This window comes from Pseudomonas sp. MF08831 (assembly GCF_059862645.1).
Genome location: NZ_JCBCUX010000008.1, coordinates 267,760 through 287,510 on the forward strand (window position 1 = coordinate 267,760; position 19,751 = coordinate 287,510).

A 19,751-nucleotide genomic window follows, 5' to 3' on the forward strand; every position below is an offset into this window, starting at 1 on the left:
CTCCTTTGGGTCGAGGACGAACAGCGATTCTCGGTGTGTTTGAGGCATGGCGTACAGCTCAAGTTCACTTTTGCACCTATAAAGCCTGGAATTTGTCTTTTCAGAAAGGCGGCGCCAGCGCTATGACCGTTCATCTGTGCTAGCATCCTCGGCCTGGCTATTTACAGGCGTGCCAAATTGCCGCCTTGCCATGTTCTTTTTAGCTCACTCCAGTCACTCTGGTTCGATTATCGGTTGGCCGAAAGGCTCCTGCCGCTGTAAGGCAGGCGTTCATCATTGAACGGCCTGGTGTTGGATCTTGTACTGGCTCATCCCAACCCACGTGACCTTTGGTAGGGGTCACCACTAGGAGAGGAGGCGCCATGCCAACTATTACTCTTCCCGACGGCAGTCAACGTTCATTCGATCATTCGGTATCTGTAGCCGAAGTCGCCGCTTCCATCGGTGCAGGCCTGGCCAAGGCCACCGTAGCCGGCAAAGTCGACGGCAAGCTGGTTGACGCCAGCGACCTGATCACCAGCGACGCCAGCCTGCAAATCATCACGCCCAAGGATCAAGAGGGGCTGGAGATCATTCGCCACTCTTGCGCGCACCTGATTGGCCATGCGGTCAAACAGCTGTACCCCACCGCAAAAATGGTGATCGGTCCGGTCATCGATGAAGGCTTCTATTACGATATCGCCTACGAGCGTCCGTTCACTCCGGACGACCTGGCCGCTATCGAGGCGCGCATGCATGCGCTGATCGAAAAAGATTACGACGTAATCAAGAAGGTCACGCCGCGCGCCGAAGTGATCGACGTGTTCACCGCGCGTGGTGAAGACTACAAGCTGCGTCTGGTGGAAGACATGCCGGACGAGCAGGCGATGGGCCTGTACTACCACGAAGAATACGTCGACATGTGCCGTGGCCCGCACGTGCCGAATACGCGCTTCCTCAAGTCGTTCAAGCTGACCAAGCTGTCTGGCGCCTACTGGCGCGGCGACGCGAAGAACGAGCAACTGCAGCGCATCTACGGCACTGCCTGGGCTGACAAAAAGCAGCTGGCGGCCTACATCCAGCGCATTGAAGAAGCCGAAAAACGTGACCATCGCAAGATCGGCAAGCGCCTGAACCTGTTCCACCTCCAGGAGGAAGCGCCTGGGATGGTGTTCTGGCACCCGAACGGCTGGACCCTGTACCAGGTGCTTGAGCAGTACATGCGCAAGGTTCAACGCGAAAACGGCTACCTGGAGATCAAGACTCCGCAGGTCGTAGACCGCAGCCTGTGGGAAAAGTCCGGGCACTGGGCCAACTACGCCGACAACATGTTCACCACTCAGTCGGAAAACCGCGACTACGCCATCAAGCCGATGAACTGCCCATGCCACGTGCAGGTGTTCAACCAGGGCTTGAAGAGCTACCGCGAGTTGCCGATGCGTCTGGCCGAGTTTGGTGCCTGCCACCGTAACGAGCCGTCGGGTGCACTGCACGGCATTATGCGCGTGCGCGGTTTCACCCAGGACGACGCCCACATCTTCTGCACCGAAGAGCAGATGCAGGCTGAATCCGCCGCGTTCATCAAGCTGACCATGGACGTTTATCGCGATTTCGGCTTCACCGAAGTCGAAATGAAGTTGTCCACTCGTCCGGAAAAACGCGTCGGCTCCGACGAGCTGTGGGATCGCGCCGAAGCTGCACTGGCCGCCGCCCTAGACAGCGCGGGCCTTGCGTACGATTTGCAGCCGGGTGAGGGCGCCTTCTACGGTCCGAAAATCGAGTTCTCGCTGAAAGATTGTCTTGGTCGTGTCTGGCAATGTGGTACTTTGCAGCTCGATTTTAACCTGCCGATCCGTTTGGGAGCCGAATACGTCTCCGAAGACAACAGCCGCAAACACCCGGTTATGTTGCACCGAGCGATCCTTGGCTCGTTCGAACGGTTTGTCGGAATCCTGATCGAGCACTACGAGGGTGCGTTCCCTGCGTGGCTGGCTCCGACTCAGGCAGTGATCATGAATATCACTGATAAACAGGCAGATTTTGCAGCTGAAGTTGAAAAAACTCTCAACGAAAGCGGATTTCGTGCCAAGTCCGACTTGAGAAATGAAAAGATCGGCTTTAAAATCCGCGAGCATACTTTGCTCAAGGTTCCCTATCTTTTGGTTATCGGAGATCGGGAAGTCGAGATGCAGACTGTCGCTGTGCGTACTCGTGAAGGTGCTGACCTGGGCTCGATGCCCGTCGCCCAGTTCGCTGAGTTCCTCGCGCAAGCGGTTTCCCGGCGTGGTCGCCCAGATTCGGAGTAATTATTATTAAGCGTGAAATGAGACAAGATAAACGAGCTGCACCGAAAGCCCCGATCAACGAGAATATCTCGGCACGCGAGGTTCGGTTAATTGGCGCTGACGGCGAGCAGATTGGCATCGTCTCGATTGATGAAGCGCTTCGTATTGCTGAAGAGTCCAAATTGGACCTGGTGGAAATCTCCGCCGATGCAATCCCACCCGTTTGCCGGGTGATGGACTACGGCAAGTCGATCTTCGAGAAGAAGAAGCAGGTTGCCGCAGCGAAGAAGAACCAGAAGCAGATTCAAGTAAAAGAAATCAAGTTTCGTCCAGGGACGGAGGAAGGGGATTACCAGGTAAAACTGCGCAACCTGGTACGTTTCCTGAGTGATGGGGACAGGGCCAAGGTATCCTTGCGATTCCGCGGCCGTGAGATGGCCCACCAGGAGCTGGGGATGGAACTCCTCAAGCGGGTTGAAGCTGACCTGCTGGAGTACGGTTCCGTCGAGCAGCATCCTAAGATGGAAGGACGCCAGCTGATTATGGTCATCGCCCCGAAAAAGAAGAAGTAATCAACAGGGCACGGCAGGCCTTCTGATTATGTTTATCAACTGAATGCGGAGTATCCGAACATGCCAAAGATGAAGACTAAAAGTGGTGCTGCTAAGCGGTTTCTGAAAACTGCTAACGGTATCAAGCACAAGCACGCTTTCAAGAGCCACATCCTGACCAAAATGTCGACCAAGCGTAAGCGTCAACTGCGCGGTAGCAGCTTGCTGCATCCGTCTGACGTGGCAAAAGTCGAGCGCATGCTGCGCCTTCGTTAATTTTTGGATCAAGACTAGAGGAAGTAACTCATGGCTCGTGTAAAGCGTGGCGTCATTGCCCGTAAACGTCACAAAAAAATTCTGAAACTCGCTAAAGGCTACTACGGCGCACGCTCGCGCGTATTCCGTGTTGCCAAGCAAGCGGTAATCAAGGCAGGCCAATACGCCTACCGTGACCGTCGTCAGAAAAAACGTCAGTTCCGCGCTCTGTGGATCGCTCGTATCAATGCTGGTGCTCGTGTTAACGGTCTGTCCTACAGCCGTTTCATCGCTGGCCTGAAAAAAGCGTCCATCGAAATCGACCGTAAGGTTCTGGCTGAACTGGCCGTGAACGATAAAGCGGTGTTTGCTGCGATTGTCGAGAAAGCTAAAGCCACCTTGGCTTAAGTACCCCCGACAGTCACCGTGGGCTACTCCTGTAGCCCACGGTGGTAAACGTCATAAATAGGGGAAGAGCCTTCAAGCTCTTCCCCTATTTTGTATCTGGAGTCTGTACATGGAAAACCTGGACGCGCTCGTCGCTCAAGCCCTTGAGGCTGTGCAAAGCGCTGAAGATGTAAATGCCCTGGAGCAAATCCGGGTTCACTACCTTGGCAAGAAAGGTGAATTGACTCAGGTGATGAAGACCCTGGGGAATTTGCCGGCTGAAGAGCGTCCGCAAGTCGGTGCGCTGATCAACGTTGCCAAGGAGCGTGTCACAGAGGTTCTCAATGCGCGCAAGGCGTCGCTCGAGGAGGCCGATCTTGCGGCCAAACTCGCCGCCGAGTCCATTGACGTGACCCTGCCTGGCCGTGGCCAGGCCTCGGGCGGTCTACACCCGATCACCCGGACTCTGGAACGTATCGAGCAGTTCTTTACCCACATCGGCTACGGCATTGCCGAAGGCCCTGAGGTCGAAGACGACTATCACAACTTCGAGGCGCTCAACATCCCAGGCCATCACCCGGCCCGGTCGATGCACGACACCTTCTATTTCAACGCAAACATGCTGTTGCGCACCCATACCTCGCCGGTACAGGTCCGCACCATGGAAGCGAACAAGCCGCCGATCCGCATCGTCTGCCCAGGCCGTGTGTACCGTAGCGACTCGGATATCACCCACTCGCCGATGTTCCACCAGGTCGAAGGCCTGCTGGTTGATCGCGACATCAATTTTGCCGACCTCAAAGGCACTATCGAAGAATTCCTGCGGGTGTTCTTCGAGAAAGAGCTGGCGGTGCGTTTCCGTCCTTCGTTCTTCCCGTTCACCGAGCCGTCCGCTGAAGTCGACATGGAATGCGTGATGTGCAGCGGCAAAGGCTGCCGCGTCTGCAAGCAGACCGGCTGGCTGGAAGTGATGGGCTGCGGCATGGTTCACCCTAACGTGCTGCGCATGTCCGGGATCGACCCGGAAGAGTTCTCGGGCTTTGCCTTCGGCATGGGCGTTGAGCGTCTGGCCATGCTGCGTTACGGCGTGAACGACTTGCGTCTGTTCTTCGACAACGACTTGCGGTTCCTCGCGCAATTTCGCTAGTCGTAACGAATCTTTAGGAGAGCAGGATGAAATTCAGTGAACAATGGCTGCGTGGCTGGGTAAGCCCGCAGGTAGATCGCGACGAGCTGGTTGCTCGTCTGTCGATGGCCGGCCTTGAGGTCGATAGCGTAACGCCGGCCGCCGGTGTTTTCAGCGGCGTGGTCGTAGGCGAGGTGCTGAGCACCGAGCAGCACCCGGATGCTGATAAATTGCGTGTGTGCCAGGTCAGTGATGGCGCGCAGACGTTCCAGGTCGTGTGCGGAGCGCCTAACGTGCGCCCGGGCCTGAAGATTCCGTTTGCCATGATCGGCGCCGAACTGCCAGGCGACTTCAAGATCAAGAAAGCCAAGCTGCGTGGCGTTGAGTCCAACGGCATGCTCTGCTCCCAGGCTGAACTGCAAGTGGGCGAGGGCAACGACGGCCTGATGGAACTGCCGGCCGACGCGCCAGTAGGCCAGGACATTCGTGTCTACCTGGAGCTTGAAGACGCCAGCATTGAGGTCGACCTGACCCCGAACCGCGGCGATTGCCTGTCCCTCGCTGGCCTGGCCCGCGAAGTAGGTGCGTTGTACAACGCTCCGGTAACCCGTCCTGTGGTTGCCGCAGTAGCTGCCGTGCACGAGGAAGTACGCCCGATCGAAGTGCTGGCGCCAAACGCTTGCCCACGCTACCTCGGCCGTGTCATCCGCAACGTCGACCTGTCCAAACCAACCCCGCTGTGGATGGTTGAGCGCTTGCGCCGCGCCGACGTACGCAGCATTGACGCTGCCGTCGACATCACCAACTACGTGATGTTGGAGCTGGGCCAACCGCTGCACGCGTTCGATCTCGCCGAAATCAATGGCGGCATCCGCGTACGCATGGCCGAAGAAGGCGAGAAGCTCGTCTTGCTCGACGGCCAGGAAGTCAGCCTGCGCGCCGATACCCTGGTGATCGCCGATCATTCCCGCGCCCTGGCCATTGCCGGCGTGATGGGTGGCGAGCACAGCGGTGTGTCCGCGACCACTCGCGATATTTTCCTCGAAAGCGCGTTCTTTGATCAGATCGCCATCGCCGGCAAGGCCCGTTCCTACGGCCTGCACACCGATGCCTCGCATCGCTACGAGCGTGGCGTGGACTGGAAGCTGGCCCGTGAAGCCATGGAGCGCGCCACTGGCCTGCTGCTGGAAATCACCGGCGGCGAAGCTGGCCCGATCACCGAAACCGTGAGCGAGCAGCACCTGCCGTCCGTTGCTCCGATCACCCTGCGCGCCAAGAGCGTCGAGCAAATGCTCGGCCTGGTGATTGATCCGGCTCAAATCGAGCAGCTGCTGTCGGCTCTCGGCCTGAGCATTACCGCGGGCGGGGAAGGGCAGTGGCACGTTGAAGTGCCAAGCCATCGCTTCGATATCAGCCTGGAAGTTGACCTGATCGAAGAACTGGCCCGGCTGTATGGCTACAACCGCCTGCCGGTTCGCTACCCGCAAGCACGCCTGGCGCCGCAGCCTAAAGCTGAGGCCCGTGCGCACTTGCCGGAGTTGCGTCGCCTGCTGGTCGCCCGTGGCTACCAGGAAGCGGTGACCTACAGCTTCATCGATCCTAAACAGTTCGAGTTGTTCAACCCTGGCGTCGAGCCACTGCTGTTGGCCAACCCGATCTCGAACGACATGGCGGCCATGCGTTCGTCGTTGTGGCCGGGCTTGGTAAAGGCACTGTCCCACAACCTGAACCGTCAGCAAGACCGCGTGCGCATGTTCGAAAGCGGCCTGCGTTTTGTCGGCCAACTCGACGGCCTGAAACAAGAACCGATGCTGGCTGGCGTGGTGTGCGGCAGCCGCCTGCCTGAGGGCTGGGCCCAAGGCCGCGACGCCGTGGACTTCTTCGACGTCAAGGCTGACGTGGAAGCGGTATTGGGCTTTGCTGGCGCGCTCGACGATTTCACGTTCGTGCCGGGCAGCCACCCAGCGTTGCATCCGGGCCAGACTGCGCGTATCGAACGCGAAGGGCGCCTGGTGGGCTACGTAGGCGCCATCCATCCGGAGTTGTCGAAAACCCTCGGTCTGGACCGTCCGGTGTTCGTTTTTGAGCTAGTCTTGGCGGAAGTCGCGTCGGGCAAGATGCCTAAATTCAGCGAGTTGTCGCGCTTCCCTGAAGTGCGTCGTGACCTGGCCCTGATCGCCGATCGCGAAGTCGCCGCCACTGCCGTTCTGGATGTAATCCGTGAAAATGCAGGGGAATGGCTGACAGACCTCAGGCTATTTGACGTCTATCAGGGTAAAGGCATTGATCCGCATAGAAAAAGCCTTGCAGTTGGCTTGACCTGGCAGCATCCATCGCGCACTCTTAATGACGATGAGGTGAATACCACGACACAAAATATCCTCACCTCGCTCGAACAAAGGTTGAACGCCACGTTAAGGAAGTGACGTATGGGGGCTTTGACGAAAGCTGAGATGGCGGAACGTCTGTACGAAGAGCTGGGTCTGAACAAACGCGAGGCCAAGGAATTGGTCGAGCTGTTTTTTGAAGAAATCAGGCACGCTCTGGAAGACAACGAACAGGTCAAATTGTCCGGTTTCGGCAATTTTGACCTGCGGGACAAACGCCAGCGGCCTGGCCGCAATCCAAAAACGGGAGAAGAAATCCCGATCACGGCTCGCCGTGTGGTCACCTTTCGTCCAGGGCAGAAGTTGAAGGCCCGAGTTGAGGCTTATGCTGGAACCAAGTCATAACGACGAACTACCCGTCATCCCAGGCAAACGCTACTTCACCATTGGTGAAGTCAGCGAGCTTTGTGCGGTCAAGCCGCACGTGCTGCGCTATTGGGAGCAGGAGTTTCCTCAACTCAACCCCGTCAAACGCACCGGGAACCGTCGGTATTATCAGCGCCAGGATGTGCTGATGATCCGACAGATCCGTGCGTTGCTGTACGACCAGGGGTTCACCATCAGTGGCGCGCGTCAGCGCATGTCCGGTGATGAAGCCAAAGACGACACCACCCAATACAAGCAACTGATCCGCCAGATGATCTCCGAACTCGAAGATGTGCTGGTGGTTTTGAAGAAATAACGTCGGCTTTTAAAATACTTCCACATTTCAAAAGCTTGCGGTATATTCCGGATCGCTTCGTAGCGAAGCGAACCCAGTAACACGCCTAGTCGGGGCGTAGCGCAGTCCGGTAGCGCACTAGCATGGGGTGCTAGGGGTCGAGTGTTCGAATCACTCCGTCCCGACCATATTTTACAGTGACTTAGCCGAACTCTAGCCAGTTCGGCTTTTTTACGTGTAGGGACTTTTGCGGGGGATCATCCCAACTTCCTCCTCAAGATTGTCAGCGCTGGCCCACGAGAGTCAGTTGCCGACACTTTGTTCGCAGCCTCAATCAAGTGCTGCAACTCCGGGGTAGAATAGTGGCTCGTAATGCTGCCGTTCTTATGCCCCAACAACGCTTTCCGATCCTCCTCCGTCACGCTCGCTGCACGTAGCCTTCTACCAAAGGTGTGCTTCAAGTCGTGAATCCGGATCGACCTGAATCCGGGGTGTGCTGGCGACTGGTGGACCTTCTCCCAACTGTCCGCTGCGCGCACTCTGGCTTTCTTCCAGGCCGAGTCATTCATTCGGTGTATGGCTGTTGGACCGAACTGATCTGGCTGCCCGTACGGAAACACCAAGTCTCGGTGCAGGCCGCGCTGCCCATCAATGATGGACATCGCCACCTTGTTCAAGATCACCAGGCGCTCATCTCCGTTCTTTACCCCCGCCTTTTCACTCCGCCCGCCGAATCCGGCAGGTATCAGAAACACGCTGGTGTTCAGGTCCGGCACCCGTATTTCCCAATCCCATCGCAACTTGCACACTTCCTGCTCCCGGCAACCCGTGTTCACCTTATAGAGGGCCATCCTCAACAGGTGGTCGGGCAGCTCAGGGAACAAAAGAGCCTGTTCTTCCCATGACATAAGGTAGGGCTTACGACTCGACTTCTTCTCCTCAAGCATTGATATCATCGGCACACTTTCCAGCCATGGCCGTTTTTCAGCATCGCGCCACTTGCGGTGGCATAGGTTCAAGATCCTGACGACTCGTTGCAGGGCAATGTTTACCGTCCTGTTGGATACGCCTGGCTTGACCTTCCCTTTGTCCGTCTTGCTCGGTCGCTGCCGGTCACGGATGAATGTGGCCAATGTCCCGTCATCGATGTGCGTTACTGGCAGATCCCCGATGTACGGATCAAGCTGTTCGATATGGGAGGCGGAAAGGCCGATCGACGCTTGGTCTTTGAACTCGACCAAGAACCGCGTGGCTGCCTCGCGCCAGGTTCGCACCTGACGCACGCCGTAAATTTTTTCCTGCCGCAGCTTTTCCAGCCGATGAATCAGGTACTGCTCGGCTTCCTCCCTTTCGCTTGCTCCAGTGCTTTCCTGAAGTCGGCTACCTCTGACGACTTTGTCGATGTGCCAAATCCCGTTCCTCTGGTAGAGGCCCGACATTGTTTTTCGCGCCATTGTTTTGCGCCTTGGCGCCCACTGCGGGGCGGATTGTTGTCCTGTTCTGCCTGCTTTTCAATTGCCATGGCTTCGATATAGGCGTCGGCCCACTGGTCAAGCTCATGCCGGTCGAAGGCAACGCCCTGTTTTCCAATAGGGAATTCGCGGATGTGGGGGCGAACCGTGTTCTTGAATTCTTCCCTGCACATACCGAGGTAAGCGGGTGCGTGCATCGCCCGGATGAAGCGGGGAGCGGTCTCTAGGACCGGCGCTAACTTTGTGTTGGCCATAGGAAATGCCTCGCCACGCCGTTGCCGGGTGGATTTATTGGTTTGGGGCGTCCTTGCCGCGCTGGGCGGCAGAAGGTGGGTTAGGTCGTGGCTTTCTTGATTGCGGCTCGCGCGTCGAACATGGCGTAGTACAGGCGATGGAAGATCGCGCAGCTCGGGTCTTCGTGGTCGTCGCCGCCGTGCTCAAAGATTCCGTCGATGGTGCCGCTGTAGTTGCTGGCGATCTGTTCGCATTCGCCCGCTATCTGGGTGACCGCCATGAGAGCTTTCAGCAGTTGCTCGCTGCTGGCGCGTTCCTCCCGGCCGATATCCCAAAAGCGTTGGCCCCAGTGATCCACTGGTGGCGGGTTGGTGTTCTGAGCGCCCATGGCCAGGGCCCCGACAATCGCGTCGCACAAGTCGCGTTTGTAGGCGTTGTCGCCGTCAATGCCCAGGCCCGTGTTCCGCATCACGTCCAGAACAGGGTTGAGGTCGCCAGCAGGTGCGGCTGCCGCTCTCAAAGCTTTCAGTTCAGCTACCAGTGTCAGAACTACATACGGGTTTGCAGCGGCGATGAACATTGCGTTCCACTCCGGATTTTTCATTTGGCCCCAGTCGTTTCTGGTGCCTACTGAAAAATCCGACTTTTCGCCGTCGCCGCGTGTCAACTCGCAAACGTACTCGCCGAGCTGATCCTCGTTTGAACAGTAGGTCCACGGGCCGCGAGTAGCAGCGCTTGCCAGATTCTCGAGTTTTTCCAGATCAATACTTTTGAGCATGGGAATACCTCGCCCGCCGCTCACCGGCAGGCATGTAGGGGGATTGGGGTTAGGCTGCTGGGTGTTGCGCGGTGTCGCGAAAGACATCCATCTGCGCCGCGCCGTCGAGCCAGGCGGCCGCGATCCGGCGTTCAGCCATTGCGGCATATTCCGGGTTCAGTTCGCACAGGATCGATTTGCGACCTTCCTGCATGGCGACCACCGCCGTAGTGCCGGCACCGCCGAAAGGGTCAAGAACGGTACCGCCCTCTGGGCAGCCTGACAAAATGCATCGCCTGGCGAGTTCCTTGGGGAATGCTGCGCTGTGCCCCTTGACCCCCCGTTCGTGTGGAATATGCCATACGCTTTCCTCGGGAAGCGCTGAGCGGTCGAACCAATACCGCCGGGACTTACTTATAAGAAACAAGTACTCGTGCTGCCTGTAGGGCCGATCCTTGACGGAAGGCTCTGAAAACGCAGTATCGCGGCACCATATAACATCGGCCCTTATAGTCCAGCCATCGGCCTGAAGAGCTTTCGCCACCATCCATGGAATGCCAAGTAGTGGCTTCTTTGGATATCCTAGGCCTGGAACGTCAAGCGGGCGCACCTTGGTCCTCATCCAGTCGCGTGAAGGACTGCGCGGATCAGACCCAGTTGGTTGGCCGTTTCCGCTGTAGTAGCTGTCTCCAAGGTTTAGCCAGACCACACCGTCATCCTTCAGCAGCCGCCGAACCTCTGAAAATACAGACACTAGCGCGCTGACAAATTTTTCTGGTGTTTCTTCCTGGCCCATCTGACCAACCACTCCGTAGTCTCGCTGCCAGAAATAGGGAGGGCTGGTCACGCACATCTGAACCGACTTGTCTGGCATCGTCCGCATCGACTCAATGCAGTCGCCGATCAATATCCGATGCTGTTTCATGGCCTCGGCCCCTTGTAGATGAAGACGTAGGCGAACCAGGGGGTGGCGATCATGGCGTCACCCGCTGAATATTTGAGTCGACCCAGGTACGCATACGCTGCCAGCGCTGTTCCGGCGTTTCTGCCTGCCAACTGCCTTCGTCGTTCATGAAAACAATTTTTGACGCCATGGCAGGGCTGATGCCGAACGCTTCGCCTACGGCCTCTCGGTCGTCTGGATCAAGAACGGCCATGTCAATTCCGCGCTTCGCCCCAATTACGCCGATGGTGCAGAATTCCCCCTCGGCCTGAAGTGAGTCGGCGATCAAACGCTTATCTGGCATTGCATCCATCGCGTCACGCAGCTCGACAAGGAACGCCTGGCCGCGCCTTCCCTTCAGCACCGACTTCACGGCGCCCCGCCAGCAGATCAGATCCCATCCGCCGCAATCATCGCTATATCCGCTTCGGCTCATGACTTACTCCGTCCCGGCGAGGTATGCCGGCTCAGTGGCGGCTGCCAGCAATTCACGCAAAGTGCCGACGATCTTCGTGCGGTCATCTTCGTCGCACCAAGGCTTGTCGAGCCATTCAGCACTGACCAGCTCTGCGTCCCAGTCGTCATAGGCGCCAGGCTCTTCACCGTTCATTTCTTCGAGCACCCGACGCGCACCAGCCTCATCGACAGCCGCAACCCAATCGCAGTCACCGACCGCGAAGGCGAGCAATGGAAGTGGCGCAGGCTGGGAGCCGTTCAGTTCGAACTCAGGGTTTTGGTTTTCAGTAGTCATGACTTCGTCCTTGCCGCTATAGCGGCTGACTTTAAAGGGGGAGGGGGACTGTATTTTTACTTGGTCAAGCAGCTGAGTCTTATAGCTCGATGTAAAACATCTCTCTGGACACTGATACCAGAGGCTCACAGATGTATATGTTTCTCGAAGGATTGTTGCTGCAGCTAATTTCGGATCAAGTGATCAAAATGCTTTATCAGTTTGGAGAATGGCTTAACTCTTACCCGTGGTGGTCATTACTTACATAAGCTAGGCGGCAAGACGCTGGTAAAGCTCAATGATGTCGGCGGCGTTGGCTCGTACCAGCGCCTCTGCTTCGTCTGGACAGACGCTGTTGCCGATCAGCCTGACCTGATTCGTCTTGTTGATCGGCTGCCACTGCTCGGCGCCGGTCACCGGGTCAACGAACAGGCCACGATCAATGATGTAGTCCTTGTCGAAGCCCTGGGCTGCTTTGAGTTCAGGCGGCTGCAGCATACGCAATGTGATATCCACCAGCACATAACCGCCGAGCATGATCATCTCGGCGGGCTCCTTGAAATGCTCAGGCAGATGCTCATGCATGAAGGCGGCGCAGCGGCGGGCGCCTTCCATTTGCTCAGGCGTCAACGTATCCGGCACCTGCACCACTTCGACTAGGGCAATGCGGTCTTTTGTCGGCAGCGTGTGCATCGGCTCTGTCAGCGAAACACCGCCTTTGTCACACCCGTAGTACTTCACCAGGTATGCAGTGGCCAGGCGCTGATTGGCTCCCGACTGGCAGATGGTAGAGGCGGGCTGGTAGCGCCATCGCCAAGGCTGTAGACGCTGCGAAGAACGCTGGGCTTCCGCAAGGCCTGATCGTTGGGTTGCTCCACGGCCACGCACATGCACAAACCCACCAGATGGTGGCCGAATGACCGTCAAGGTTCTGGAGTTCAAGCGGGAAGACTGGCGCGACGCCGCCAAGACCCTGCGCAAGATCGCCGATGACCTGGACACCGGTGAGCATCCCGAGTGCACCGTGGGCGCCTTGACGCTGATCGGCGCGAAGGGAGAGGTCACTGTGTTCGGCCTCGGCCCTAAGTGCGATGACCTGCAATGCCTGGGTGCCATGCGCCTGGGTGAGCAGAAGCTGATTGATGTGCTGCTGGATAGCGGGGAAGGGTAGGTGTGCCGCAGATAAGTGCGGCACGCTATAGAACTGATTTAGCGGGTTTGAAACAACACGCATTGCACCACGGGTTGCGAGGCTTCAATGCAGGCTGCGCCGCGTTCATGCAACGGTTGATAGAGGCTGCCGACTATGAAGCCCATGAGTGCAACGACTACACAGTAAATCCCAGCCCGCTCCCTTGGGGCCTCGGTGCGGTTCGCATAAGCCACACCGCGGCGCACCTGTCGCGCGAACAGATAGAGCACGACGAAAGCGGCTGCGATCAAAAAGCTAAAAATACCGACTTCTGGAATCATGGTTTTTCTCTCAATGATTTATGAATCAATAACCTGACAAACACTTGGCGTCACTAGTTTGTCGGCGTCGAGCTGATTGTTGATTTCTATCTGAGATCAATTCAAGTACGTGATGTCCCGAATTTAAAAAATAGATAGAGAAAGCGATGACAATCAAGCAACCCGACTGGGAGGCAATCGAACGTGCCTACCGGGAAAGCTTACGGCACATAACGACCATCCCGATTTCGGCTATGTCGGTACTGAAGGGGATTTCGCCCAGCGCCCTGAATCCGAAGCTCTCGTAGAAGCGCTGCGCGTTTGAGTTGCTCTTCAGTACGTCCAGCCATATGAAGCCTTCATTGCGGTTCTGCGCCGAGTCGTGAATGAACTGGAGAAGCTGCTTCCCATGGCCCTTGCCAGCCTGAGATTTGAGGAAGTAAATTTTTTGGAGTTCGGCGCCAACCTGATCAGACATTGGGATTGGTTTAGACCAGTTGACCTTCGAAAAACCTACGGCCTGGTCTTCCTCGTTAAGCGCAATGAACCAGCAATGATTGATAGGTGATCCGATAGATTTCTGCAGTTCAGAAACTGAAAAGTCCTCGCTTAGGAAGTTCTCTATTCCTTCCGCGGTCCAGATATCAGAAAAGTGCTCTTTGTAGGTCGCTATGCCGATGTCTTGGAGCGCTTGAAGGTCTTCAATCGTTGCCTCTCGAATCGTGATCACTGTTCCGCTCCTTGCGCCAAATGACTCCAACCAATACCGATAACCAGCCACTAATACAAGCTCAGGGTGAACTGTGGATAGGCCATACCCTCCATCGTCGCTGCTTGAGCTGTCCGAGCTTTCAGACTTTGGCATCCGACTGACTCCCGCCCCTGATGTTTGGGAGTGGCTCCAAGTCGAGGTCCTCGCCGACACTGGCAGCATTCACAACGAAGACCATGCCCACTTACAGGATGCAGATATCCGGATTATGTGGGCGTCGTCGAGCTTCGAGAAGCAGGGTCGCACAGTACTTGGCCAGGCCGAACAGGTAGCGTTCCGCGCCGGAGGTTGGCAGAAAGCCCGGATGGAACAACAGATGCGTGATTGGTTCGGTGATGTGCCGGCCTTCATCATCACGTTGGCTGCTGATTACTGCGCGCAGTGCAGCGACCTTGAGTTCTGCGCCCTGATCGAACATGAGCTGTACCACCTGGCTCACGCGACCGACAAGTACGGTCAACCAGCATTCACCCAAGAAGGTGCACCGAAGATCAAGCTGCAGGGCCACGACGTCGAAGAGTTCGTCGGTGTGGTTCGCCGCTACGGTGCAAGCCGTGACGTTCAAGCGTTGGTGGATGCTGCAAACAGTCCTGCTGAGGTGGGGAAATTGAACATTGCGAGGGCCTGCGGAACCTGTCTGCTCAAGTCGGCCTGATTCCATGACAGGTATTGACGGATGACAACCCTATGGCAGTACTACGAAGCGAGGTCAAAGCCTTTATCGTTCAGGCTCTGGCCTGCTTCGATACGCCATCCCAGGTGGTAGCAGCGGTCAAGACAGAGTTCGGGATTGAGATCACCCGCCAGCAATGCGAAACGCATGACCCGACAAAGTTTGCCGGGCAGAAGCTCGGCAAGACCTGGGTGGACCTATTCCATGCTGCGCGAAAGCGATTCCGCGAAGAAACGACGGATATACCCATTGCCAATCGCGCGTATCGGCTCCGCGGCCTAGGACGACTTGCCGAGAAGGCCGAAACCATGCGTAACCTGGCGCTGACTGCCCAGCTTTATGAGCAGGCCGCCAAAGAGACCGGCGACGTATACGTCAATCGCCGCGTTGAGCCTGACAAGTCGCTAGATGAAGAAATCAAACGTCTTGAGATCGAGAAGCGTAAGGCCGAGCTCAAGCTGATAGAGAAGGGCGGCGGCAACTCCAACGCCCAGCTGCTGGCTGACCTGATCGCGAGGCTCCCGTCATGATCGCGAACACTGGCAACCTGATGCTGGATCGTCAGTTGTCTCGTTGGTACCCGCTCAAGGATCACCCGGTGCAGCTCGCCTTGGTGGCCGCTGTGTCAGAAGGCATTCGCTTCCCGCTGGTGCCTGCTGGTCGTCGTAGCGGCAAGACTGAGCGTTTCAAGCGCTTCGTGGTGAAGCAGGCGTCGGCGTACACCGGCATGTACTTCGCCGCCGCACCAACGCATGCCCAGGCGAAGAAAATCTTCTGGGATGACCTCAAGGCTTTCACGCTCTGCTGCATGCACAGTCGCCGGCCGTCCGAGTCCGACCTGATCATCTACCTGGACAACGGTAGCGAGATTCACGTCATCGGCCTGGACAAGCCGCAGCGGATTGAGGGTATCCCGTGGACTGGCGGGGGAATTGACGAATTCGCCGACATTAAGCCGGACGCCTGGGAGGCAAACATTCTCCCGGCGCTGAACACCGTCAACCCAACCATGCCGGATTACCGGGCCTGGTGCTGGTTGCTCGGCGTACCTGACGGCCTGAACCACTACTACGATCTGTGCATGCAGGCGGAGTCGGGCAATGACCCGAACTTCCGGGTGTTCCATTGGAAGTCGGCCGAGATTCTTCCTGCTGACGTAATGGACGCAATGAAGCGGGCCATGTCCGCCAAGCAGTTCAAGCAGGAATTTGAAGCATCGTTCGAAACGGCGTCTGGCCGGATCTACGAGGACTACAGCAAGGCGAACATCACGGATGCAGCCATTGAGCCGTGTGAGCAACTGATGTGGATGCACGACCAGAACTTCACCCCTCTGTCATCCGCGATCGGTGTCCGGCGCAACGACGGCAAGGACCTCTACCGCGCGCGATATCTACCTCGATAACACCCCGCTGCAAGACCCTCAGGGCAACATGAACTTCCCGAATGTGAAGTGGGAATGGCGCACCGATGCGGTAGACCAGACCTATATCCAGGGGATCCCGTCGGTCGAGAACGAAACCACGATAGGCACCGAGTTACGCAGCGGCACGCCATGGGTTAAGTCCATCAGCAACACTCAGCTTTCCGCCGTGCGCGTGCGCTTCGCCTGGCCGGCGCTCCAGTCTGTGGATGCCGGCGGGAACATCAATGGGTACCGGATCGAGTACAAGGTAGAACTGGCAACCGACGGCGGCGCTTACCAGCAGGTGCTGAGCGAAGCTGTCGACGGCAAGACCACCAGCGTGTACGAGCGCACCCGCCGCATCGATTTGCCGACGGCTACTTCTGGCTGGCTGATGCGCATCACGCGCCTGACGATCAACCAGAACAACAACAAAATCTCCGACACGATGCAGATCGCCGGCTTCACAGAAGTGATCGACGCCAAGTTGCGGTACCCGAACACCGCGCTGCTCTACATCGAGTTTTCGGCCGAGCAGTTCCGCAGCATTCCAGCGGTAACAGTCGGCTGCAAGGCTCATAAATGGCAGGTTCCCAGCAACTATGACCCAGTTTCGCGGACATACAGCGGTATCTGGGATGGGACGCTGAAAGAGGCATACACCAATAACCCAGTCTGGGCGACTTACGGAATCACTACCGTCGACCGCTTCGGCCTTGGCCGCCGCATCAAGCCGTGGATGGTCGATAAATGGGAGCTCTACCGGATCTCGCAGTACTGCGACCAACTGGTGCCGGACGGGAAGGGTGGCCAGGAGCCGCGCTTCATCTGCAACCTGAACCTGCAGAGCAAGGCTGATGCTTGGTCGCTGCTGCGCGATATCTCGGCGATCTACCGAGGGATGACCTACTGGGCCCAGGGCCAGGTGTTCACTCTGTCGGATATGCCGCGAGCCACGGACTTCGACTTCGCTTACACCCGCGCAAACGTGCTCGATGGCAAGTTCACCTATTCCAGCGCGTCGGAGCGCACCCGCTATACTCGCGCGCTGGTCAGCTACGACAACCCGCTGAACAACTACGACACCGATGTCACGGCGGTGACCGACCAAAAGCTGCAGCGGCGTTACGGCGACAATCCGCTCGAGATCAGCGCAATCGGCTGCACCCGCGAATCCGAGGCTCAGCGCCGCGGGAAGTGGGCTCTGTTGACCAACTCCAAGGACCGGGCCGTTACCTTCAAGGTCGGCCTCGACGGGCGCATTCCGTTGCCAGGCTACGTGATCCCGATCGCGGACGAACTGCCGGCCGGTCGGCCGGTGGGCGGCCGCATTTCTGCGGTGAACGGCAAGGTCATCACCCTGGACCGCGACACCCAGGCCAATCCCGGCGACCGGCTTATCCTCAACCTGCCCGACGGCAAGTGCGAGGGGCGCACCGTGCAGCTGATCAGCGGCCGGCAAATCACCGTGACGGTGTCTTACTCCGTGGTGCCGGAGCCAGAACTGGTCTGGGCGCTTGACGCTGATGATCTTGCTATTCCGCTTTACCGAGTAGTGAGCGTGGCCCGGCCAGAGCCTGGCGTGTTCGAAATCTCGGCCGTGCAGTACGACCCGAGCAAGTTTGCGCACATCGACACCGGCGCGCGCCTGGAAGAACGGCCGATCAGCGTTATCCCCATCACCGTGGTTCCGGCGCCGGCCAGTGTCACCCTGACATCGAGCTACGCCGTAAATCAGGGCATCGCGATCAGCACCATGAACATCTCGTGGCCAGCCGTCACCGGCGCCGTCGCGTACGACGTGGAGTGGCGCAAGGACAGCGGCAACTGGATCAAGGTGCAGCGCACCGGCTCGACGAGCGTCGACATCACCGGCATCTACTCGGGCGCCTACCTAGCCCGCGTGCGCTCGGTGAGCGCCTTTGAAATCTCCTCAGTCTGGAAGAGTTCGAACCTCACCAACCTGCAAGGTAAAACCGGCCTGCCTCCGGCGGTGTCGTTCCTGCGCACCACCAGCGAACTGTTCGGTATCAGCATCAAGTGGGGCTTCCCACCTGGTGCTGAAGACACTCAGCGCACCGAAGTTTGGTATGGCCCCGCCAACGACCTGGGCGCCGCCACCAAGCTGGCCGACCTGGCGTATCCGCAGGCTGACTACCGCATGCAGCAGCTGCTGGCAGGCGCAACGCTGTTCTTCTGGGCGCGCCTGGTGGACCGCACCGGAAATGTCGGGCCGTTCTATCCTGTCGGCGGCGGTGTGATGGGGCAGGCCAGTTCGGACGCTGGGGCCATCTTGAATATGCTCGCCGGCAAGATCAGCAAGACCGAGCTAGGCCAGGACTTGCTCAGCGACATAAACAAAATCCCCGGCCTGCAGGATCAAATCGACGCGCTTGACGACATCCTGCTGTACGACGCTGCGAAAACCTATGTCGCTGGCGACACCGTGCGCCAGGGCCAGCGGCTATATCAGGCCATTGCCAGCGTGCCGGCCAACAAGCCACCACCGAACGCCACCTACTGGCTAGACGTGGGGCAGGCGGTTGGCTCTGTTGGCGCATTGGCGCAGCAGGTCGCGCTGAACAAAACCAGCATCGAAACTGTTGACGGTAAGGTTACTGCGCAAGGCTCAACGCTGAATGTGCTGCGCGCCGCTACTCGGGATGACAGTGGCAGCGGTGCGAAGGCAGATGCGTTGAAAGGCTGGGCCAGTACTGCCGCAATCGCTACTCAAGAAAAGGTCATCGCCTCAAACGAAGAAGCATCGGCACAGCGCCTTACAACCGTGGATGCCAAGGTCAACCAAAACGCCGCAAACGTGACGCTCCTGGAAAGCACCGTGGCCAACAACAAGCAGGCCTCGGCGCAGCAAGTGGCCCAAGTCAGCGCAGAAGTGGCTACAGCTAAGGATGGCGTAGCCACAAACAAGGCTGATATCCAGCAGACGTCTTCAGCGCTTGCCGACACTAATGGCAAGCTGTCGACACTCTGGTCGGTGAAGATGGAAACCACGGCTGGCGGGCAGAAGTACGCGGCATCATTTGGTCTCGGGCTGCAAGTCGATCCCTCCGGCGTGTCGTCGCAGTTCGTGGTAAGGGCTGACACCTTCATGCTGCTCAACTTGGCCAATGGCACGCCGGTTTCGCCGTTCTCGGTCACTGGCGGGCAGACTTTCATTAAGTCGGCCTTCCTAGAAGATGGGTCAATCACCAACGCCAAGATCGGTAACTACATTCAGTCCAACGATTATGTGGCCGGTACAAGCGGCTGGAAGTTGTTCTTCGATGGGACGTTTGAAATAAACAGCTCATTCGGCGGAAAAGCGAGACAGGTGATTAACAGCGCTGGCGGTAAGGTGTTCGATGAAACCGGCCTAGTACGATATCAGTGGGGGGATCTGTCAGCATGACTTATGGCGTAAGAGTTTGGGGACCAACTGGCCGCCTTGAACTTGATGAAAACTCCTTCACTGTTGGGGTTGTTTACTCGGTAATTTTAAAATCAGGTGCTCCTACACCAGGACGCACTCGTTTCATCGCAATTCCGGGCGTAGATCCATCCACACATTCCGCTGTTTGTTTACCTGTAGCTGTTTATGATACTAGCGGCCAAAATATTAACTCGATTCAATATACGCCGATTATTTCAGCGGGCGGGGTAACCATTTACTTTGGTAGTCCGG

Annotated in this window: 21 protein-coding genes, 1 tRNA gene and 1 pseudogene; 15 read left to right on the top strand and 8 right to left on the bottom strand. The window is 57.6% G+C overall.

Features of this window, described 5'->3' with window-relative positions:
* The first annotated feature begins 362 nt into the window (after positions 1-362).
* The 9 genes from thrS to AC19YS_RS18950 all read left to right on the top strand — a co-directional run bounded on the left by thrS (position 363) and on the right by AC19YS_RS18950 (position 7,819).
* Entirely contained in the window at positions 363-2,285 is a 1,923-nt protein-coding gene (gene thrS, locus AC19YS_RS18910; protein WP_119742672.1) for a threonine--tRNA ligase, read from the top strand.
* Positions 2,285-2,836, top strand: coding sequence for a translation initiation factor IF-3 (gene infC / locus AC19YS_RS18915; RefSeq protein WP_015884933.1), 552 nt, complete (start codon positions 2,285-2,287; stop codon positions 2,834-2,836). The genes thrS and infC overlap by 1 nt, the downstream gene beginning before the upstream one ends.
* A 60-nt stretch (positions 2,837-2,896) precedes the next feature.
* Positions 2,897-3,091 (top strand): 50S ribosomal protein L35, encoded by a 195-nt coding sequence (gene rpmI / locus AC19YS_RS18920; protein WP_002553160.1) that lies wholly within the window; start codon positions 2,897-2,899, stop codon positions 3,089-3,091.
* A gap of 30 nt (positions 3,092-3,121) precedes the next feature.
* On the top strand, positions 3,122-3,478 hold the full coding sequence (gene rplT, locus AC19YS_RS18925; protein WP_053257052.1) for a 50S ribosomal protein L20: 357 nt from the start codon (positions 3,122-3,124) through the stop codon (positions 3,476-3,478).
* A gap of 109 nt (positions 3,479-3,587) precedes the next feature.
* The gene (pheS, locus tag AC19YS_RS18930; protein ID WP_003192486.1) at positions 3,588-4,604 is read left to right on the top strand and encodes a phenylalanine--tRNA ligase subunit alpha; all 1,017 of its coding nucleotides are present in this window, start codon (positions 3,588-3,590) and stop codon (positions 4,602-4,604) included.
* A gap of 26 nt (positions 4,605-4,630) precedes the next feature.
* Positions 4,631-7,009, top strand: coding sequence for a phenylalanine--tRNA ligase subunit beta (gene pheT / locus AC19YS_RS18935; protein WP_200625365.1), 2,379 nt, complete (start codon positions 4,631-4,633; stop codon positions 7,007-7,009).
* Positions 7,010-7,012: 3 nt separating this feature from the next.
* Positions 7,013-7,315 (top strand): integration host factor subunit alpha, encoded by a 303-nt coding sequence (gene ihfA / locus AC19YS_RS18940; RefSeq protein WP_002553164.1) that lies wholly within the window; start codon positions 7,013-7,015, stop codon positions 7,313-7,315.
* The gene (locus AC19YS_RS18945) at positions 7,296-7,652 is read left to right on the top strand and encodes a MerR family transcriptional regulator (protein WP_003174972.1); all 357 of its coding nucleotides are present in this window, start codon (positions 7,296-7,298) and stop codon (positions 7,650-7,652) included. The genes ihfA and AC19YS_RS18945 overlap by 20 nt, the downstream gene beginning before the upstream one ends.
* 90 nt (positions 7,653-7,742) lie before the next feature.
* Positions 7,743-7,819, top strand: a tRNA-Pro gene (locus AC19YS_RS18950).
* A gap of 69 nt (positions 7,820-7,888) precedes the next feature.
* Here the strand turns inward: AC19YS_RS18950 and AC19YS_RS18955 are convergent.
* From AC19YS_RS18955 to AC19YS_RS18980, 6 genes and pseudogenes are all read right to left on the bottom strand, one after another.
* Positions 7,889-9,085 carry a tyrosine-type recombinase/integrase gene (locus tag AC19YS_RS18955; RefSeq protein ID WP_500602382.1) on the bottom strand — a complete coding sequence of 399 codons (1,197 nt, stop codon included), beginning with the start codon at positions 9,083-9,085 and terminating at the stop codon, positions 7,889-7,891.
* Positions 9,086-9,437: 352 nt separating this feature from the next.
* Positions 9,438-10,115 carry a hypothetical protein gene (locus AC19YS_RS18960; protein ID WP_500602383.1) on the bottom strand — a complete coding sequence of 226 codons (678 nt, stop codon included), beginning with the start codon at positions 10,113-10,115 and terminating at the stop codon, positions 9,438-9,440.
* Positions 10,116-10,164: 49 nt separating this feature from the next.
* The gene (locus tag AC19YS_RS18965) at positions 10,165-11,019 is read right to left on the bottom strand and encodes a DNA-methyltransferase (RefSeq protein WP_500602384.1); all 855 of its coding nucleotides are present in this window, start codon (positions 11,017-11,019) and stop codon (positions 10,165-10,167) included.
* A gap of 49 nt (positions 11,020-11,068) precedes the next feature.
* Positions 11,069-11,473 carry a hypothetical protein gene (locus tag AC19YS_RS18970; protein WP_500602385.1) on the bottom strand — a complete coding sequence of 135 codons (405 nt, stop codon included), beginning with the start codon at positions 11,471-11,473 and terminating at the stop codon, positions 11,069-11,071.
* 3 nt (positions 11,474-11,476) lie between these two features.
* Positions 11,477-11,788: a hypothetical protein gene (locus AC19YS_RS18975; protein ID WP_500602386.1), complete on the bottom strand. Its 312-nt coding sequence runs from the start codon at positions 11,786-11,788 to the stop codon at positions 11,477-11,479.
* Between the two features lie 249 nt (positions 11,789-12,037).
* Positions 12,038-12,565, bottom strand: a pseudogene (locus tag AC19YS_RS18980) (DNA cytosine methyltransferase); the annotation flags it as partial.
* Positions 12,566-12,683: 118 nt separating this feature from the next.
* Between AC19YS_RS18980 and AC19YS_RS18985 the strand changes: the two are divergent.
* On the top strand, positions 12,684-12,938 hold the full coding sequence (locus tag AC19YS_RS18985; protein WP_200625322.1) for a hypothetical protein: 255 nt from the start codon (positions 12,684-12,686) through the stop codon (positions 12,936-12,938).
* A 38-nt stretch (positions 12,939-12,976) separates the two neighbouring features.
* Here AC19YS_RS18985 and AC19YS_RS18990 read toward each other — a convergent pair whose 3' ends face one another.
* Both AC19YS_RS18990 and AC19YS_RS18995 read right to left on the bottom strand, forming a co-directional pair.
* Complete coding sequence (locus AC19YS_RS18990; protein WP_179677586.1) at positions 12,977-13,240, bottom strand: hypothetical protein; 264 nt, start codon at positions 13,238-13,240, stop codon at positions 12,977-12,979.
* Positions 13,241-13,427: 187 nt separating this feature from the next.
* The gene (locus AC19YS_RS18995) at positions 13,428-13,949 is read right to left on the bottom strand and encodes a GNAT family N-acetyltransferase (protein ID WP_200625321.1); all 522 of its coding nucleotides are present in this window, start codon (positions 13,947-13,949) and stop codon (positions 13,428-13,430) included.
* Positions 13,950-14,022: 73 nt separating this feature from the next.
* On the opposite strand from AC19YS_RS18995, the gene AC19YS_RS19000 reads away from it, so the two are divergent.
* From AC19YS_RS19000 to AC19YS_RS19020, 5 genes are all read left to right on the top strand, one after another.
* On the top strand, positions 14,023-14,646 hold the full coding sequence (locus AC19YS_RS19000) for a putative metallopeptidase (RefSeq protein ID WP_200625320.1): 624 nt from the start codon (positions 14,023-14,025) through the stop codon (positions 14,644-14,646).
* A gap of 32 nt (positions 14,647-14,678) precedes the next feature.
* Positions 14,679-15,194 (top strand): DUF2280 domain-containing protein, encoded by a 516-nt coding sequence (locus AC19YS_RS19005; RefSeq protein ID WP_431749280.1) that lies wholly within the window; start codon positions 14,679-14,681, stop codon positions 15,192-15,194.
* Positions 15,191-16,069, top strand: a complete 879-nt coding sequence (locus AC19YS_RS19010) for a terminase large subunit domain-containing protein (protein ID WP_500602387.1) — start codon at positions 15,191-15,193, stop codon at positions 16,067-16,069. Before AC19YS_RS19005 ends, AC19YS_RS19010 begins: the two co-directional genes overlap by 4 nt.
* 28 nt (positions 16,070-16,097) lie before the next feature.
* On the top strand, positions 16,098-19,478 hold the full coding sequence (locus AC19YS_RS19015; RefSeq protein ID WP_500602388.1) for a TipJ family phage tail tip protein: 3,381 nt from the start codon (positions 16,098-16,100) through the stop codon (positions 19,476-19,478).
* Positions 19,475-19,751 (top strand): hypothetical protein (locus AC19YS_RS19020; RefSeq protein WP_500602389.1); only part of this gene is annotated, 277 nt, incomplete at its 3' end. The genes AC19YS_RS19015 and AC19YS_RS19020, both read left to right, overlap by 4 nt.

Bases quoted from the DNA above. Each gene is read 5' to 3' on its own strand.
- thrS (WP_119742672.1), top strand. From the start codon at position 363: ATGCCAACTATTACTCTTCCCGACGGCAGTCAACGTTCATTCGATCAT.
- rpmI (WP_002553160.1), top strand. From the start codon at position 2,897: ATGCCAAAGATGAAGACTAAAAGTGGTGCTGCTAAGCGGTTTCTGAAA.
- rplT (WP_053257052.1), top strand. From the start codon at position 3,122: ATGGCTCGTGTAAAGCGTGGCGTCATTGCCCGTAAACGTCACAAAAAA.
- pheS (WP_003192486.1), top strand. From the start codon at position 3,588: ATGGAAAACCTGGACGCGCTCGTCGCTCAAGCCCTTGAGGCTGTGCAA.
- pheT (WP_200625365.1), top strand. From the start codon at position 4,631: ATGAAATTCAGTGAACAATGGCTGCGTGGCTGGGTAAGCCCGCAGGTA.
- ihfA (WP_002553164.1), top strand. From the start codon at position 7,013: ATGGGGGCTTTGACGAAAGCTGAGATGGCGGAACGTCTGTACGAAGAG.
- AC19YS_RS18945 (WP_003174972.1), top strand. From the start codon at position 7,296: ATGCTGGAACCAAGTCATAACGACGAACTACCCGTCATCCCAGGCAAA.
- AC19YS_RS18955 (WP_500602382.1), bottom strand. From the start codon at position 9,085: ATGGCGCGAAAAACAATGTCGGGCCTCTACCAGAGGAACGGGATTTGG.
- AC19YS_RS18960 (WP_500602383.1), bottom strand. From the start codon at position 10,115: ATGCTCAAAAGTATTGATCTGGAAAAACTCGAGAATCTGGCAAGCGCT.
- AC19YS_RS18965 (WP_500602384.1), bottom strand. From the start codon at position 11,019: ATGAAACAGCATCGGATATTGATCGGCGACTGCATTGAGTCGATGCGG.
- AC19YS_RS18970 (WP_500602385.1), bottom strand. From the start codon at position 11,473: ATGAGCCGAAGCGGATATAGCGATGATTGCGGCGGATGGGATCTGATC.
- AC19YS_RS18975 (WP_500602386.1), bottom strand. From the start codon at position 11,788: ATGACTACTGAAAACCAAAACCCTGAGTTCGAACTGAACGGCTCCCAG.
- AC19YS_RS18985 (WP_200625322.1), top strand. From the start codon at position 12,684: ATGACCGTCAAGGTTCTGGAGTTCAAGCGGGAAGACTGGCGCGACGCC.
- AC19YS_RS18990 (WP_179677586.1), bottom strand. From the start codon at position 13,240: ATGATTCCAGAAGTCGGTATTTTTAGCTTTTTGATCGCAGCCGCTTTC.
- AC19YS_RS19005 (WP_431749280.1), top strand. From the start codon at position 14,679: ATGGCAGTACTACGAAGCGAGGTCAAAGCCTTTATCGTTCAGGCTCTG.
- AC19YS_RS19010 (WP_500602387.1), top strand. From the start codon at position 15,191: ATGATCGCGAACACTGGCAACCTGATGCTGGATCGTCAGTTGTCTCGT.
- AC19YS_RS19015 (WP_500602388.1), top strand. From the start codon at position 16,098: ATGAACTTCCCGAATGTGAAGTGGGAATGGCGCACCGATGCGGTAGAC.